Origin of the sequence: Elioraea sp. Yellowstone (assembly GCF_006704265.1) — a bacterium.
In the GTDB taxonomy this organism is placed as follows: domain Bacteria; phylum Pseudomonadota; class Alphaproteobacteria; order Acetobacterales; family Acetobacteraceae; genus Elioraea.
Map to the genome: position 1 here is coordinate 1 of NZ_VIKA01000009.1, position 15,918 is coordinate 15,918.

Annotated in this window: 14 protein-coding genes; all 14 read left to right on the forward strand. The window is 72.7% G+C overall.

Annotated features, from left to right (window positions below):
* On the forward strand, positions 1-1,259 hold a 1,259-nt coding region (locus FK498_RS02855; protein ID WP_202614719.1), incomplete at its 5' end, for an ATP-binding protein.
* The gene (locus FK498_RS02860) at positions 1,256-1,471 is read left to right on the forward strand and encodes a hypothetical protein (RefSeq protein WP_141851335.1); all 216 of its coding nucleotides are present in this window, start codon (positions 1,256-1,258) and stop codon (positions 1,469-1,471) included. The genes FK498_RS02855 and FK498_RS02860, both read left to right, overlap by 4 nt.
* Entirely contained in the window at positions 1,468-2,694 is a 1,227-nt protein-coding gene (locus tag FK498_RS02865) for a DUF4157 domain-containing protein (RefSeq protein ID WP_141851337.1), read from the forward strand. The genes FK498_RS02860 and FK498_RS02865 overlap by 4 nt, the downstream gene beginning before the upstream one ends.
* Complete coding sequence (locus tag FK498_RS02870) at positions 2,691-3,707, forward strand: DUF4157 domain-containing protein (protein ID WP_141851339.1); 1,017 nt, start codon at positions 2,691-2,693, stop codon at positions 3,705-3,707. The genes FK498_RS02865 and FK498_RS02870 overlap by 4 nt, the downstream gene beginning before the upstream one ends.
* Entirely contained in the window at positions 3,704-4,876 is a 1,173-nt protein-coding gene (locus FK498_RS02875) for a DUF4157 domain-containing protein (protein ID WP_202614720.1), read from the forward strand. Before FK498_RS02870 ends, FK498_RS02875 begins: the two co-directional genes overlap by 4 nt.
* A 26-nt stretch (positions 4,877-4,902) precedes the next feature.
* Positions 4,903-5,517 (forward strand): hypothetical protein, encoded by a 615-nt coding sequence (locus tag FK498_RS02880; RefSeq protein ID WP_202614721.1) that lies wholly within the window; start codon positions 4,903-4,905, stop codon positions 5,515-5,517.
* A gap of 11 nt (positions 5,518-5,528) precedes the next feature.
* Entirely contained in the window at positions 5,529-5,810 is a 282-nt protein-coding gene (locus FK498_RS02885; RefSeq protein WP_141851343.1) for a hypothetical protein, read from the forward strand.
* 12 nt (positions 5,811-5,822) lie between these two features.
* The gene (locus FK498_RS02890; RefSeq protein ID WP_141851345.1) at positions 5,823-6,959 is read left to right on the forward strand and encodes a hypothetical protein; all 1,137 of its coding nucleotides are present in this window, start codon (positions 5,823-5,825) and stop codon (positions 6,957-6,959) included.
* A 12-nt stretch (positions 6,960-6,971) separates the two neighbouring features.
* The gene (locus FK498_RS02895; protein WP_141851347.1) at positions 6,972-7,697 is read left to right on the forward strand and encodes a phage baseplate assembly protein V; all 726 of its coding nucleotides are present in this window, start codon (positions 6,972-6,974) and stop codon (positions 7,695-7,697) included.
* Positions 7,698-7,702: 5 nt separating this feature from the next.
* Positions 7,703-7,972, forward strand: coding sequence for a hypothetical protein (locus FK498_RS02900; RefSeq protein WP_141851349.1), 270 nt, complete (start codon positions 7,703-7,705; stop codon positions 7,970-7,972).
* Between the two features lie 5 nt (positions 7,973-7,977).
* On the forward strand, positions 7,978-8,352 hold the full coding sequence (locus FK498_RS02905; protein WP_141851351.1) for a GPW/gp25 family protein: 375 nt from the start codon (positions 7,978-7,980) through the stop codon (positions 8,350-8,352).
* Complete coding sequence (locus FK498_RS02910; RefSeq protein WP_141851353.1) at positions 8,349-10,940, forward strand: hypothetical protein; 2,592 nt, start codon at positions 8,349-8,351, stop codon at positions 10,938-10,940. Before FK498_RS02905 ends, FK498_RS02910 begins: the two co-directional genes overlap by 4 nt.
* 4 nt (positions 10,941-10,944) lie before the next feature.
* Positions 10,945-13,590, forward strand: a complete 2,646-nt coding sequence (locus FK498_RS02915) for a baseplate J/gp47 family protein (RefSeq protein WP_141851355.1) — start codon at positions 10,945-10,947, stop codon at positions 13,588-13,590.
* Positions 13,587-15,890, forward strand: a complete 2,304-nt coding sequence (locus FK498_RS02920; protein ID WP_141851357.1) for a hypothetical protein — start codon at positions 13,587-13,589, stop codon at positions 15,888-15,890. The genes FK498_RS02915 and FK498_RS02920 overlap by 4 nt, the downstream gene beginning before the upstream one ends.
* Positions 15,891-15,918 lie beyond the last annotated feature (28 nt).

Genomic DNA, 15,918 nt, shown 5'->3' on the forward strand with positions numbered 1-15,918 from the left:
CGGCGGCCCTGCGCGGACGGGCGGCGGTACGGCTCGATCCGACGCGCCTGCCCGCGGAGCCCGCCGAGCGTGATCGCGCCTTCGCGCTGGTCGCGCGGGAGTGCGCGCTCTCGCGCCTGGTGCTCGTGCTCGACCTGCACGGCGTCGCCGATGCGTCCGCCCTCGCCCCACTCGTCCGCCGGCGCGCCGGGCCCGTGATCGTGCTTGCGCCGACGCGCGCGGGCCTCGCCGCCGGGGTCCGCCCGATCGCACTGCCGCCGGCCGATCCGCCGTTGCGCGCGGCCATGTGGCGGGCCGTCGCGCCCGGCCTTGCGCGCGCCGATGCCGAGATCCTGGCGCGGCAGTTCGTTCTGCCGCCCGAGATCGTCGCGCGGGTTGCGGCCGACGTGCCGGAGGGGCGCGGGCGGTGTGCGGCCCTCTGGGCGCGCGCGCGCGAGGAGGCGACCCCCGCGCTCGCCGAGCTCGGGCAGCGCATCGTGCCGAGCGCCACCTGGACGGATCTGGTCGTGCCGGCGGAGACGGAGGTGGCGCTGCGCGAAGTCGCGGCCGCCGCACGCGCACGCGCCCTGGTCGATCCCTGGGGACCGGTGCGCCACGGCGCGCGCGGCGAGGGGCTGGCGGTGCTACTCGCTGGTCCCTCGGGCACGGGCAAGACCCTCGCGGCGGAAGTGCTGGCGGGCACGCTCGCGCTCGACCTCTGGCGCATCGACCTTTCCGGTGTCGTCTCGAAATGGATCGGCGAGACCGAGAAGAATCTCCGCCGCGTGTTCGACGCCGCCGAGGCCGGCGGAGCGGTGCTGTTCTTCGACGAGGCGGACGCGCTGTTCGGCAAGCGGACCGAGGTGAAGGACGCGCATGACCGCTACGCCAATGTCGAGATCGCCTATCTCCTGCAGAGGATGGAGACGTATCGCGGCCTCTCGATCCTGGCGACCAATCTGCGCGCCAATGTCGACCAGGCGTTCCTGCGCCGCCTCCGCTACGTGATCGACCTGCCCTTCCCCGACGAGGCGGCACGGCGCGCGATCTGGCAGCGCCACATCCCGCCGTCCGCGCCGACCGACGGGATCGATCTCGATGCGCTGGCGCGGCTCGACCTGCCAGGGGGGGCGATCCGCAACGTCGCGCTCAATGCCGCCGCTGCCGCCGCCGCATCGGGCGAACCGATCCGCATGGGCCATCTCGCGACGGCCGCGCGGCGCGAGTTCGCCAAGCTCGGTCGCCTCGGCGCCGGGCTGACGCTGGAGGCCGGACGATGACACGCCTGCGGATCGAGCGGCTGCGCATCGCCGGTCTCGCCGGGCGGGCGCCGGAACGCGCGGAGGTCGAGGCCGCCCTGCGCGGGGCGCTGGCCCGTATCTCCCCGCCCTCGTCGGCGGAGCCGCCGCGGGGACTCGCCGGCGGACGGACGCTCGCCGAGGCCGGCGCGGCGCTGGCCCGTGCGCTCGGCGGCAAGGGGGACGAGCGATGAGAAGCCTCGCCGATCGCACCGCCCCCGCTGCGGCGCCGCCCGCCCCCCTGCCCTTCCGGATCGGTGCCGCCGCCGATGCGGCCGAGCGCGAGGCCGATGCCATCGCCGCGCGGATGCTGGGCGAGGCGACCCTGCATCGCCGCGCCGAGGGCAGCGGGGCGGTGAAGGCCGATGCACGCGCGGCGGTCACCGGAGCCCTCGCCGCCGCAGGCCGGCCGCTCACCGCCGGCGATCAGGCGTTCTTCGCCCCGAGGCTCGGCGTCGATCTCGCCGGCGTGCGGATCCACGACGGGCCGGAGGCCGATCGGGCCGCGCGCAGTGTCGGCGCGCGCGCCTTCGCGCTCGGCCGCGACTTGGTCTTCGCCCGCGGCGCCTACCGGCCGGCGGAAGCGGAGGGGCGGCACCTGCTCGCGCACGAGCTCGCCCATGTCGCGCAGCAGGACCGCGCCACCACGTTGCGGCGCAAGAACGGTGGTGGGAAGGAGGAGGAGACCTCCGCGGGCGACGCCATCGCGGAGGGCCTGAAGACCGCCGCGGAGAAGGCGGCCGAGAAGAAGGAGGTGAAGGAGAAGATCCTCAAGCCGATCGAGGACAAGGCCAAGTCGGAGTTCGGCGAGCTCTCCCCCGGCGAGACGGCGGGCGTCGTCTCGTTCGGCGCCGCGACCTACGGGCTCGGGCTCGGCGCCTTGCTGGGGACGGAGAAGGGGCGCGAGATGCTTTCCGACGTCAACTTCATCGCGCCGCTGAAGCTGATCCCGTACTGGCCGATCTCCTCCTTCACCTACACGCTGCCCGAGACGGAGACCGGCCCGCTCAAGTTCAAGCTGACGTTCGATGGCACGGATCTCCTCAAGATCGGCCGCGGCGAGAACCCGACCTGGTTCAACAGCCTCTCGCTCGAGGCGAACTGGTCGGTCGACCCGCGCACCGATACCTGGGAACTCGGCCAGCTCACCGGCAAGCTCGGCATCGTCAAGGGGCTGACGCTCTCCGGCGGGTTCAAGCAGGGCCCCTTCCTGACGACCCCGAGCGAGGTCGTCACCGGACCCGGCGGCGAGATGCTGCAGAGCGTCAAGACCATCCCCGACCTGCCGGGCGCGACGGATCCCCTCAAGGATCGCCCCAATGTCGGCGGCTTCATCACCATCGACTTCACGCGGCTGCCGATCGTTCCCAAGAGGATACGGCGCGTGCTGGGCGGCGACTTCGGGGGCGGCCGATGAGGCGCGCACACGCGACGGCGGCGGCCGCGCACGGCCTGCACGCACCCGCGGCCGCGGCCGCCTTCCGCATCGGCCCGGCCGACGACGCCGCGGAGCGCGAGGCGGATGCGATCGCCGACCGCGTGCTCGGCCAGGCGATGCTGCGGCGCAAGTGCAGGCGGTGCGAGGAGGAGGAGCGGCTGTCGCGCCGGACCGATGGCGGTGCTGTAGCATCCTCGGCCCAGTCCGACGTCGCTGCGGCACTGGCCGAACCCGGCGAGGCGTTGCGGCCGGCGGATGCCGCGTTCTTCGGCGCCCGTCTCGGCACCTCGCTGGCCGGCGTGCGAGTCCATGACGGTGCCGTGGCGGATCGCGCGGCGCGGAGCGTCGGCGCGCGCGCCTTCGCGCTGGACGATGATCTCGTCTTCGCGCGCGGCGAGTACCGGCCGCAGACTCCGGAAGGGCGCGAACTGCTCGCGCACGAGCTTGCCCATGTCGTCCAGGCGCGGCGGGACGGCACGGTGCGCCGTCAGCCTGCGGCCGCACCGCGCACGCGTGTCTTCACCGAGCAGGGTGTGACCGTCTTCCTGCGCCCGTCCTGCGCGACCACGGCGGGGTTCTCGTTCGACATCATGGAGGACGCGATCCGCGTCGCGATCGACACCATCATCAACGACGACTGCGTCGAGCCTACGCGGCGGCGCGCCATGACACGCAACATCCAGCGCCACGGCCTCGACTTCCGCTGCCGCGATTCGGCCAATCTTGAGACCCCCGGCGTCTGCGCCGAGGCCACAGGCTTCGCCATGCCGGCGAACATCTTCACCATCGGCACGCTCGCGCTCGACGAGACCGTTTGCGGTCCGCTCGCCGGTACGGTGATGCACGAGATCATCCACGTCGTGCGCGGTGCCGCCGGCGAGGAGCTGCCACGCTCCTGCGAGCTCTCCTGCTTCGGCTTCGACCGCGGCGGCGCGGATGCCGAACTCTGCCGCGACATCGACGTGTTCGGCCGGCGGAGGAACGCACCGTGAGCAGGGCCGCCGCCCACGCGCCGGCGGCGGCGCGCCGCGCCGCGGCGGCGGCGTTCCGGGTCGGGCCGGCCGACGATGCCGCGGAGCGCGCGGCGAATGCGATCGCGGACCGGGTGCTCCGCCGCGCCGTCCTGCGGCGCAGGTGCAGGCAGTGCGGGGAAGAGCGGCTGCCGCACCACAGCAACGGCAGCGGTGTCTCGCCTGAGGCGACGACGGCCGTCGCCGCCGCGCTTGCCGGCCCGGCCCGGCGCCTGGACGGCGGCGACGCCGGCTTGTTCGCGGCCCGTCTCGGGATCGATCCGGGACGCGTGCGCGTGCGCGACGGGACAGAGGCGGATCGCGCCGCGCGCAGTGTCGGCGCGCGCGCCTTCGCGCTCGGCGAGGATCTCGTCTTCGCGCGCGGCGAGTACCGGCCGGAGACGCCCGGGGGCCGCCGCCTGCTCGCCCATGAGCTCGCGCATGTCGCGCAGGACCGGAGCGGAACGACGCTGCGTCGCTTCACGCGCGGCGAGGAGGGCGACATCTCGACGCTGGACGAGGTGATCGATCTTGCACGCGCGCGCGCCGGGGCCACGGGGGCGATGGGGCTGATGCGCTGGGGCCGCTTCGTTGCCGCGAACGGCGGACAGGCGGCGGGCGAGGTGATCGCTGGTGCGCTCGGTGGCGCCGGCTCGACCGCGCGCACGAACACGCACCGCTACCTCTTCACCTGCCTCTGCGGGCTGATCGATATGCGCCACTTCTACCAAGTGATGTATGCCGGCCTGCTCGAAGGCAACCGGGCCGCGGTGGAGCGCGGGCGCGAGCATGAGCTGCACGCCGAGGAGACCAGCCGCTTCGCCCCCGAGGACTCGCCCTCGAACGCGCTCGGCGCGCTGTTCGGCTCGGACCAGTCCTGGGTGCAGCGGCAGTCGGTGTTCGTGGCCAATCTGCGCGCCTTCCTGCAGCGCTGCCACCCGATCGACTACGACACACTGCCGGAAGCGGAGCGGCGGCAGATCCTCGACTGGTACGCGGTCAGCGGCACCGGCCGTCCGGCCAACCCGAACGAGCAGGCCTTCCCGAACATGGAGCGGATCGGCTCCTGCCGCGGGCTCGGCATGTTCCCCTTCGTCATCGCCGGCGAGCCTGGCCGGTTCAATCGACTTGAGGGGCCGATCGAGGAATGACCGGGTTCTCAGGCTCACCGCGGATCATGAAGGGCGCGCTCGTCGCCTACGCGCTGCCGGCCCTGGTGCCGCGCCTGGTCGTGTTCCAGTACAATCCCGAGACGTTGACACGGTCGCTCTCGCCGCGCGCGGCCGAAGGCGCCTCAGGCCGCGGCGATGCGCTGCAGACCGATGGCCCGCCCGAGGAGACGATCACGATGGCCGTCGAGATCGACGCCGCGGATCAGCTCGAGAAGGGCGATGCGCTCGCGGTCTCGGTCGGTCTGCACCCGGCCCTCGCGACCCTCGAGAGCCTGCTCTACCCGCAGACCGCGCGCGTGCTGGCCAATCAGGCCCTTTCCCTCGCCGGCGGGGCGTTCATCGGCGGCGAGCCGGTGCCGCTCGCCCTGCTCGTCTGGGGGCCCGCGCGCGTGCTGCCGGTGCGCATGCAGTCGGTGAGCATCACGGAACAGGCCTTCGACGTGAACCTCAACCCGATCCTCGCCAAGGCGGACCTGTCGATGAAGGTGCTGACCTATCGCGAGCTCGACATCACCAGCCCGGCCTACTGGGTCTACATGGCCTCCTTCGTCCAGAAGGAGGTGATGACCGCGCTCAACCTGGTGGACGTCGCCGTGCGCGTCACGGCGCCGCCGCTCTGACGGAGACGAGCATGTTCTTCCGCGGCAGCCGCTACGAACCCGTTCCGACCCTGACGCATGTCACGGCGGACGGGCGCACCATCCGCCACAAGGCGCTGCGCATCCTGCCCGACCCGCGCGGCTCGCTGGTGCACATCGTGCGCCAGGACGACCGGCTTGACCGCGTCGCGCAGGACTGGTTCGGCAATGCTGAACTCTGGTGGCGCGTGGCGGACGCGAACACCGCGCTCGATCCCGACGCGCTGATCGGCGAGGCGGGACGGACCATCATCGTGCCGGCTCCGGGCGAGTAGCGGGATCCGGCCATGCCGCTTGCCCCGCCCTTCTTCATGGTGCGCATCGCCTTCGTGCCGATGCCGAAGCCGTTGATGGACGCACTCGACGGCATCGAGGCCGAGACCTCGGTCGGCCAGGCGTCCATCCTGCGCCTCCGCTTCCGCCTGTCACGCACCATGCTGGGCGACTGGGATCCGCCGATCGCCGACATCTTCCGCCCGCTCACGCCGGTCTCGGTCGCCGTCTCGGCCGGGTTGCCGATCCCGGAGACCGTGGTGAACGGCTATGTGCGCGAGGTGCGTCACGCCGGCGGCGGCGCGCAGCGCGGCACCACCGCCGAGGTGGTGGCGATGGATGCGACAGCGACGCTCATGAACCTGATCGAGCAGCCGATGCCGCACCCCAATCTCGATCCCGCGACGATCGCCTCGATCATCTTCGGCCGCTACGCTATCACGCCGTTCCCGCTGCCCACGCCGCCGACGCGCACCATCCTCGACACCACCACCATCCAGCGCGCCACGGATGCGCGGATGCTGCGCGAGATGGCGCGCCAGCTCGCCTACGAGTGCTACCTCCAGCCCGATCCCGTCACGGGCCTCGACGTCGGGCACTTCCATCCGCCGCTGACGGCGATGCCGCCGCAGGGTGTGCTCTCGGTCGATTTCGGACTCATGACGAACCTGCGCGACTTCGAGGTCGGCTACGACACGCTGCAGCCGACCGGCGCGCTCTCCGTGGGCGTCGATCCCAACACCGGCATGCCCGTGCCGATGCCGGCGCTGGCGGCACTGCAGCCTCCCGAGGGGCTCGAGCCGACCCTGGCGCGCGTGCTGCCGCCGCCGATCCGTCGTCCGACCGCGCGCGACGCGGCGAATCCGGCCGAACTGTTCCGCCAGAACCAGGCGATCGCCGATGCCTCGAGCCGCGCCATCACCGGCTCCGGATCGGTCGACTCCGTCAAGTACGGGCGGATGCTGAGGCCGGGCCTGCCGGTCGCGATCCGTGGCGCCGGCCGGGCACACAGCGGCACCTGGTACGTCGAGCGTGTCGCGCACAACATCTCGACCGGTGCTTGGACGCAACGGTTCCAGGCGAGCAGGAACGCCCTGGGGCTGACGGGGGCGGAGATCTTCATCGATCCGCTTGCCGCGGCCGTGGCGTGAGGAGGACGGCCGATGCCCATCGCGATCGACGAGCTCGAGACCACGATCGGCGGCCCGATCGGCGGCACCGACCGCTTCTACGGCAAGTATCGCGGCACGGTGACGAACAACATGGATCCGCTCCAGCAGGGACGCATCCAGGCGCTGGTGCCCGAAGTGCTGGGCGAGGTTCCGTCCGGCTGGGCCGTGCCCTGCGTGCCCTATGCGGGCCCCCTCGCCGGCTGCTTCTCGCTGCCGGTGGTCGGTGCGGCGGTCTGGATCGAGTTCGAGGCCGGAGACCCCTCGCGGCCGATCTGGACCGGCGGCTGGTGGCCCGCACCCGGCATCCCGACCGCGATCGCGGCAGGTCCGGCGCAGCCGACGCAGCGCCTCTGGCGCACCGAGACCGGCCTGACCGTGCAGATGGACGACCTCGCCCAGACCGTCACGATCGGCGATGGTTTCGGCATCCAGATGGTCGAGGTGAACATGATGACCGCGACCGTGACGGTGAAGGGGCTCGCCCGCGTGGTCACGGAGGCCCCGCTCGTGCATCACGGCAGCGCCTCGGCCGCGCATCCCCACGTGAAGGGCGATCTGCTGCTCGCCTATCTCACGCAACTGGTCGCGATGCTCCAGGCGCACATCCATCCGGGCGAGACCGCCGCCGGCGTCCTGCCGGTGACGCCGGCGCCGCCGCAGCCCGTCTTCCCGGTGCCGACGCCGAGTCTGCTCTCGACCAAGGTGTTCGTGGAGTAGCGGCGATGGGCGCGCTGAAGGGCGGCAGCCCGGACGACATGGCCGACAGCCTGGCACTCGAGATCGAGCAGGCGATGAACGAGTTCCTGCTGGCGGACGGACTGCCCGCCCTGCCGACCGACGAGTCCGACATCACGCGCGAACGGCGGCGCCTCTTCGCCGCGATCGGCCGCGGCGTGGTGCGCCATCTGGTCGCGCGGCGGCAGTCCTTCGAGATCGACGTCGATACCTCCGCGAACGACGTCTTCCGCCACCCGGACCTGACCTCGGACTGACGGCGATGACCGACGCGCCCTTCCTCGGCTTTCCCTTCCGGCCCGATGCGCGCGGGCGGTCGACCACGGTCGGCCGTGAGGCGCAGATCCGCGCCATGATCGAACAGGTGCTGTTCACCGCGCCGGGCGAGCGCGTGATGCGCCCGGATTTCGGCTGTGGGCTCAAGGAGCTCCTGTTCCAGCCGGCGTCGGAGGCGCTGGTCGCGGCCACCCAGCAGATGGTGCACGGCGCGCTGCTGCGCTGGCTCGAGGAGGTGATCGCGGTGCAGCGCGTCACCGTCGCGGCACAGGAGTCCACGCTGATGGTGACCGTGGTCTATGCGCCACGGCTCGGCGGGCCGCCACGCGCCGAGACATTCTCGATGGAGGCCGCCGGATGAGCATCATCGACGCCGCCATTCCGGCCTGCGGCGAGGACGCGCGCCGCGCCCTGATCCGCGCGCATCCGACACTGAACGGACTCGACTTTGCCGACTACCGCTTCGATCCGCTCGCCGTCCCCGGGCGCAGACACGAGCTCCGCGTGACCTTCCTCAAGCCGCCGCCGGCGCTCACCGCGGCGGATCTGGCCATCACGGGTGGCGCGCGCGTGGTCGGCATCGGCATCACCGCGGTCGAGCCCGGGCCCGGCGAGATGCTGCGCGTCTTCGTCACCGATGTGGGCGACTTCTCGATCTACCGCCTGTTCGTGCGCGACCCCTCGAGCTGGGGCATCGACCCGCTGCTTGCCGCCGTCGCGGTCAACTTCAAGGCCGGCTGCCCGACGGATCTCGACTGCCGCGTCGAGCATGTCTGCCCCGAGCCCGAGGGCGAACGGCCGCTGCTCGACCACATGGTGCGGGACTACGCCTCGTTCCGCGCCTGGCTGCTCGACTTCGCGCGGCTGCGCAACCCATCCTGGCACGAGACCCACCCGGCCGAGCCGGCGACCGCGCTGGTCGAGCTTCTCGCCGCCGAGGGGGACCGGCTCGCCTGGATGCAGGACGCGGTCGGCACCGAAGCCTATCTCGAGACTTGCCGTCTGCGCGTCTCCGCCCGCCGCCACGCGCGGCTGGTCGACTACCGCATGCACGACGGACGCAACGCCTACGGCTTCGTGCAGCTTGACGTCACGGCCGCAGGCACGGTGCCCTCGGCCACGCAGTTCCTCACGCGCATCGCCTCGCCGCTGCGCGGCGAGATCGCCCCGCCCGGGCCGTTGATCCCTGAAACCATCGGCCTCGATCTCGACGCCGATCCGGCGGCTGCCGGCGCAACGGTGTTCGAGGCAACCGCACGCACGCGCTGCGATCCCACCCTGAACCGGCTCTGGCTGCACGATTTCGGCGGGCGCCTCTGCTGCCTGCCGCGCGGCGCGACCGCCGCCTATCTCTATGCCGTCCGGGCCGACGGAACGATCATCCGACCGCCGCTCGAACCGGGCGACTGGCTGCTGCTGCACGAGGCCAAGGGCCCGGAGACCGGCCGCACGCCGGATGCCGATGCGGCGCGACGCGCTGCGGTGCGGATCGAGAGCGTGACGGCGTCCGAGGATCCCGCCTTCAGCGATCATGCGGACATCATGGCGGACGAGCCGGCGCCACGCGCCGTGACCATAGCCGGCGAGGCGGCCATGCCTCTGCTGCGCGTCACCTGGTCGCGCGCCCATGCGCCCGGGTTCGCGCTCACGATCACGGGCCGCGACCTCACCGGGCTGGCGATCCCGCACGCCGGACAGGCACGCGGCAATCTCGTGCCGGTGGATCACGGTCGCACGGTGATCGCAGGCACCGCCGACGGCTCGCTGCCGCCGCCTGTCACGCGCGGTCGCACCACGACGCTGACGCTGCCGCGCGCGCCGCTCACCTTCCAGCCCATGCCCGCCGAGCCGCGCTTCGATGGCGCCGGCCGGCTGGCCGATCCGCGCCACCAGCTCGACGGGCCACCCGAGGCGGCGGAAGCGGCTGCGGTGCTGATCGTCGACGCGCCCGGCGAGACGCCGCGGGTCTGGCGCGCCGTGTCGGACCTGCTGCAGAGCGGCGCGTTCGACGAGCACTTCGTCGCCGAACTCGACCGCGAGGGGCGCGCACAACTCCGCTTCGGCGACGATGCCTTCGGCCGACGGATCCCGCAGGATGCCACGATCACCGCACGCTTCCGGATCGGCAACGGGCGCGCCGGCAATGTCGGCGCCGGGGCGCTCGTGCACGCGGTGCGCCCGCCCGCCTCCGAGCTCGTCGATCCGGCCGACCCGGCAGCACCTCCCGCCCCCTTCCCCAGCATCGCCGCAGTCTGGCAGCCGCTGCCCGCACGTGGCGGCAGCGATGCCGAGACGCTCACCGCGGTACGGCTGCGCGCTCCGGCGGCGATGCACGCGCGGCAGTTCCGGGCCGTCACGGAGGCGGACTGGGAGGCGGCGGCCCGCTCCCTGCCCGGTGTTGCAGACGCACGCGCAGTGGTGCGCTGGACGGGGAGCTGGCACACGACCTTCATCGCGCTGCATCCGCTCGACCAGGCCGATACGATCGCGCTGCCAGGCGGCGGTGCCGCGCTCGCGTCGGCCTTCGCGGCCGCAACGGCGGCGGAGCTGAACCGCTGGCGCATCGCCGGACGCGATCTCGCCGTGCATGCGGCGCAGTACGTGCCGCTGAAGCTCGAACTGGGCGTCTGCCTGAAGCCCGGCTACTTCCGCAACGCCGTTCTGCCAGAGATCCGCGCCGCGCTGGTCGGACGCGGCGCGCTGTTCGATCCCTCCGCGCTCAGGTTCGGGGGCGTGCTGCACCTCTCCGCAATCGTTGCGGCCGTGGTGGTGGTGCCGGGCGTGTCGTCCTGCGTCGTGCGCGCGTTCCACCGCTACTGGGCGCTGCCCGCCGGCGAGCTCGAAGCGGGACGGATGGAGTTCGGGCCGCTCGAACTGCCGCGCCTGGATGCCGATCCGTCACGCCCGGAGAACGGCGTGCTGGTGCTGCAGATCGACGGCGAGGGGTGAGGCGATGAGCGATCCCCGGCTGAACGACGACCTCTACTGCGGCTGCGGACAGCCCGACGCCCCGACGGCGCCGCGCGGCGTGAGGAACCGCGCCGGCCTGCCCGCGATCGCCTGGCGCATCGGCAGCTTCGCCGGTTTCCGGACCGCTGCACTGCGCCGCCTCTCCGAGACGCTGCCGCAGCTCACCACGCGCGAGAGCGACGATCATGCGGTGACGCTGGTCGAGCTCTGGGCCGCCATGGCGGACGTGCTCGGCTTCTACCAGGAACGGATCGCAAACGAGGCATTCCTGCGCACGGCCACGCAGCGCGAGAGCCTGCGCCGACTGGTCCGGCTGCTGGACTATCGCCCCTTCGCCGGGCTCGCCGCGCAGACCCAGGTCGCCTTCACCCTCGCCCCCGACGCGAGACTGACGATCAAGGCCGGCACGCGGCTGATGAGCGTGCCGGGCCAGGACGAGAAGCCGCAGATCTTCGAGACGCTCGAGACGATCGAGGCCGAGGCGCGGTTCAACCGCGTGCCGGTCGACGGCGAGCCGGTGCCGAACAACGCCCTCGCGCCGGGCGGCAAGGGCGGGCTGGTCTGGGCAGGGCCGGAGCGCATCGCCACGCGCGATCGCGTCGTGCTGCTCGCCGGCGGCGTGATCGTCGGCGGCGCCGAGGAGCGCGAGGTGGCCGCCGCGGCCGATACGCGCCACGGAAGGCGCCTCGTCTGGGACCGTCCCGTGACTGCGGCGGCGCTCAACACGGCGGTCAAGGTGGCGCGCTCGCTGCGGCTGTTCGGCTGGAACGCGCCGCCGACGCAGATGGTGTTCGATCCGGGCGAGCGGTCGGCCACGGCCTGGGTGCGCCTGCCCGGCTGGTCGATCGTGCCGGTCACGCCGGCCTGGCCCGATGCGGAGGGCTGGTTCCCGCTCGATGCGAAGCTGGACGACCTGCGCGTCGGCGCCCTGATCGCGCTGCATCTGCCGGGCACAGGCGGCGTGATCGTCCGGCCCTCGGGGAGTTTCGGCCTGATCCTGTCGGGACAGAACGCGGCGACGCTGCGCGTCACCGCCGTCGCGCAGCGTCAGGTGACGCTCGGCCCGCTCTCGGACACCGTCACGGCGGTGAAGCTGACCCCGGTGCCGCCCGAGGGGGTGGACTGGACCTATCCCGCAGGGGCAACGCTGACCGGCGGCATCGACGCGCGCCTCGCCCGTCTCTGGCAGGTCGAGGAACCGGCGCTGCGGTTCCGCTTCTGGGATGTGCCGGCTGCGGTCGCGGGCTCGCGGATCGTCGCCCGCCTGGCCGATCTCGACGGCATCCCCGCCAAGCGACGCGTGATCGTGACCGATGGCAGCGTCACCCATCTCGCCACCGTCACGGGGGCCGCGCCGATCCCGGTGTTCGGCCTGGTCGGCACGACGATCGAGCCGCAGAGCCTGCTGCGCATCGATATCGACCCGCCACTGCCCGCCCCGCTCGATCCGGCGAACGCGGCGCTGCTCGGCAACGTCGCCGAGGCCGGGCACGGCGAGACGCAGACCGAGGAGATTCTCGGCGACGGCGATGCGGCGCGCGCGTTCCAGCGCTTCACGCTGCGCAAGGATCCGCTGACGCGGCGCGCCTCGCCCGAGGCCCTGCAGGGCAAGCCCGCCCTGATCGTGTTCGTCGATGGGGAGGCATGGGTCGAGGTGCCGACGCTGTTCGGCCGCAGGCCGGACGAGAAGGTCTACGCGCTCGAGCAGCAGGACGACGGCAGGACGGTGATCCAGTTCGGTGACGGCACGACCGGCGCGCGCCTGCCCTCCGGGCGCGGCAATGTGCGGGCGCAGTATGCGATCGGCCTCGGCCTGGACGGCCATGTCCAGGCGGGGCAGATCTCGATCCTGCTCACGCGTCCGCCCGGATTGCGCGAGGCCGTCAATCCGCTCGCGGCCGCGGGCGGCGCCGACCCGGAGCAGCCCCAAGAGATGCGCGAGCGCGCGCCGCACCATGTGCGCACCTTCGGCCGCGCGGTCAGCCTGGACGATCTCGCCGCGCTGGCGGTGGAGAGCGGGCTCGTGCTGCGCGCCCGTGCCGACTGGATCTGGAGCGGCACGGAACGGGTGGCATATCTCACGGTGGTCGGCCCCGGAGGCGAGGCGGCGCCTGATGCGACCCTCGCGACGCTCCGCACGATTCTTGCGGCCGCGCGCGACACGACCCGGCGCGTGGTGATCGGCTCGGCCATCCGCGCGCCCGTCTCGGTCGCCGGCACCCTGTTCGTCAACGCGCGCTTCCTGCGCGAGGCGGTGCTGGAGGAGGTCCGCCAGGCGCTGCTGGCCCTGCTGTCGCCGGCGCAACGGGAGCCCGCGGCGCCGGTGCATCTCTCCGATGTGCAGGCCGCCGTGCAGGCCGTGCGCGGCGTCGACGGGATCGATGTCGACGTGCTGCGCTTCCGCGGCCAGCCCGGCTGGACGCCGGCGCAGCGCCAGGCACGCGATCTCGTGTCCGGCGCCCTGCAGCCGCATCTCCGCCTCTTCCCCGCGCGCCTCGCCTCGAGCGCGGCGAACGATCCGTTGGTGCAGGGCGCATTCCCTGACGGACCGCCGCGCCTGCTGCCGGCAGAGCTCGCCTTCGCGGAGGAGGCCGACATCGCGCTCACCGCCTCGGGAGGCATCGCATGACGGACGTCCCCCAGGAGGGTCGCCTGTACCGCCAGCTCCCCGCCTTCTGGCGCGTGCGCGACGCCGAGGAGGGGTGGCCGCTGCGCGCGCTGCTCGCCGCGATCGAGGAGCAGGTCACGGCGGTCGAGGACGATATTGCGCGCCTCTATGACGGACTGTTCGTCGAGACCGCCGACCCATGGATCCTGCCCTATATCGGCGACCTGGTGGGCACCACGCCGCTGTTCGACGTCTCCGCGGTGCCGGAACCGTCGACCTGGCGGGCGCTGTTCGGCGATCTTGCCGGTGCCGCGCCACTGCCGGGCGAACCCTCGCGGCTGATGCCGACGATCGCGGCGCGCACGCGACCCGACATCGCCAAGACGATCTACTACCGCCGTCGCAAGGGCACCGCGCCGATGCTCGAGGAGCTCGCGCGCGACGTCACCGGCTGGCCGGCGCATGTCGTGGAGTTCTTCAAGATCCTCGGCTGGACGCAGTGGCTCCGGAACCATGTCCGCCACGGGCGCGGCGGCTGGGTCGATCTGCGCAGCACCCGCGTCGCCGAACTCGTCCAGGGCGCGTTCGACGACACCACGCGCACGGTGGATGTGCGGCCCTTCGATGCCTTCGTCGGCCGCCACGGCATCCCGAAGATCGGCTTCTTCCTCTGGCGTCTGGTCGCCCAGCCGCTGGACAGGCTCGATGCGCGCGTCGCCGACGAGCCATGGCGCTGGCGCTTCAGCCCGCTCGGCCACGACGCCCCCCTGTTCACCCGCACCCGCCGGGAGGCGGACGAGACCGGCCAAGCGACCGAGCTGCATGTTCCGGCGCCGATCCGGCGCGGGCTGCTGTTCGCCGATCTCGAAGCGGCGCGTGCGGCGACCGCGGCGACCAGCGAGCTCTATGGGCCGTTCGGCACATCGGAGATCGCCGCAGCCGGCGAGACCAGCCTGCACGTCGCGCTGGTGCAGCCAGACGGCAGCAGCCTGGAGGTGCCGGCGCATCGGATCCGCTGCATGACCCTCGACCCCTGGCGCCGACCGAGCGGCGACCTGGTCGGGATCGATGCCCGGCTCGGGCGGATCGCGCTCGGCGACGACCTGAGTGCGGCGGCCGTTCGGGTTGCCTGCTGTCTCGGCTCGGTCGCCGGCATCGGCGGCGGCGCCTATGCGCGCACCGGCTGGCTGACGCGCCGCACGCCGGACATGGCGCTCTACACGGTGGGCGAAGGCGGCGCTGCGACGCTCCGCGACGCGCTCGCGTCATGGGATGCGGACGGCAAGCCTGATGCCGTCATCCGCATCCTCGACAACCGGAGCTACCACGAGACGTCCTCCGGCTCCGCGCTGGAGATCGAGCCGGCGGATCCCGATCCCACCACCGGCAAGCGCGGCATCCTGGCGATCGAGGCGGCCGATCGCGCGCGCCCGCATCTCAGGCTCGACATGCCGCTCGCCATCCTCGGCGACCACCCCGAGAGCATGATCACGCTGGGCGGCCTGCTGATCGAGGGCGCGATCGCCGTGACGGGAACGCTGCGCCGTCTGCGACTGCTCCACTGCACGCTGGTGCCGGGGCTCACGATCGCGGAGACCGGCCCGGCCTGGCAGCCGCCGGCAGCGCCGGTCGCGCCGAGCCTGACGGTCGTCGATACGTTCGACGGCGCGGTCGCCAATACCGGGCTCTCCGTGGAATGCGCGTTCAGCATCACCGGACCGTTGCGGATGCCGGCCCATGCGCGCCAGCTCGTCGTGCTGGACGGCGTGGTCGATGGCGTGAACACCGCGGCGATCGCCGGGATGGACGCGGACGACGACGCGCCGCCGCTGGTGCTGGAACGCTGCACCGTGTTCGGCACGATCCGCGCGCTGCGCCTGCCGATGATGGATACCGCGATCGCCACCGGGCTGGTGCGCATCGAGCGGCGCGACGACGGCTGCGTACGGTTCAGCTACACCGCACCCGGCAGCCGCACGCCGCACCGCGTGCGCTGCCAGCCCGACCTCGCCGAGGCCGAGGCGATCGCCGAGGCCGAGAAGGCGGCCGGCGGACCGCTGCCGCAGCCGGCGCGCGACGCGGCGGCCGCGATCGCACGGCGCCGCATGCAGCCCGTCTTCACCACCCTCCGCTACGGCCAGCCCGGCTACGCGCAGCTCGGCCGCACCTGTCCCGCCGGCATCGCCGCAGGGGCGGAGGACGGATCGGCGATGGGCGTGACCTGCCACCTGAAGGAACCGCAGCGCCTCGGCAATCTGCGCCGCCGGCTCGACGAGTACCTGCCGCTGGGCCTCGAGCCCGGCATCGTGTTCGTGACCTGAGCGCGCGCGACGCGCGATCGAAGGGGAA

Bases quoted from the DNA above. Each gene is read 5' to 3' on its own strand.
- FK498_RS02860 (WP_141851335.1), top strand. From the start codon at position 1,256: ATGACACGCCTGCGGATCGAGCGGCTGCGCATCGCCGGTCTCGCCGGG.
- FK498_RS02865 (WP_141851337.1), top strand. From the start codon at position 1,468: ATGAGAAGCCTCGCCGATCGCACCGCCCCCGCTGCGGCGCCGCCCGCC.
- FK498_RS02870 (WP_141851339.1), top strand. From the start codon at position 2,691: ATGAGGCGCGCACACGCGACGGCGGCGGCCGCGCACGGCCTGCACGCA.
- FK498_RS02880 (WP_202614721.1), top strand. From the start codon at position 4,903: ATGAAGGGCGCGCTCGTCGCCTACGCGCTGCCGGCCCTGGTGCCGCGC.
- FK498_RS02885 (WP_141851343.1), top strand. From the start codon at position 5,529: ATGTTCTTCCGCGGCAGCCGCTACGAACCCGTTCCGACCCTGACGCAT.
- FK498_RS02890 (WP_141851345.1), top strand. From the start codon at position 5,823: ATGCCGCTTGCCCCGCCCTTCTTCATGGTGCGCATCGCCTTCGTGCCG.
- FK498_RS02895 (WP_141851347.1), top strand. From the start codon at position 6,972: ATGCCCATCGCGATCGACGAGCTCGAGACCACGATCGGCGGCCCGATC.
- FK498_RS02900 (WP_141851349.1), top strand. From the start codon at position 7,703: ATGGGCGCGCTGAAGGGCGGCAGCCCGGACGACATGGCCGACAGCCTG.
- FK498_RS02905 (WP_141851351.1), top strand. From the start codon at position 7,978: ATGACCGACGCGCCCTTCCTCGGCTTTCCCTTCCGGCCCGATGCGCGC.
- FK498_RS02910 (WP_141851353.1), top strand. From the start codon at position 8,349: ATGAGCATCATCGACGCCGCCATTCCGGCCTGCGGCGAGGACGCGCGC.
- FK498_RS02915 (WP_141851355.1), top strand. From the start codon at position 10,945: ATGAGCGATCCCCGGCTGAACGACGACCTCTACTGCGGCTGCGGACAG.
- FK498_RS02920 (WP_141851357.1), top strand. From the start codon at position 13,587: ATGACGGACGTCCCCCAGGAGGGTCGCCTGTACCGCCAGCTCCCCGCC.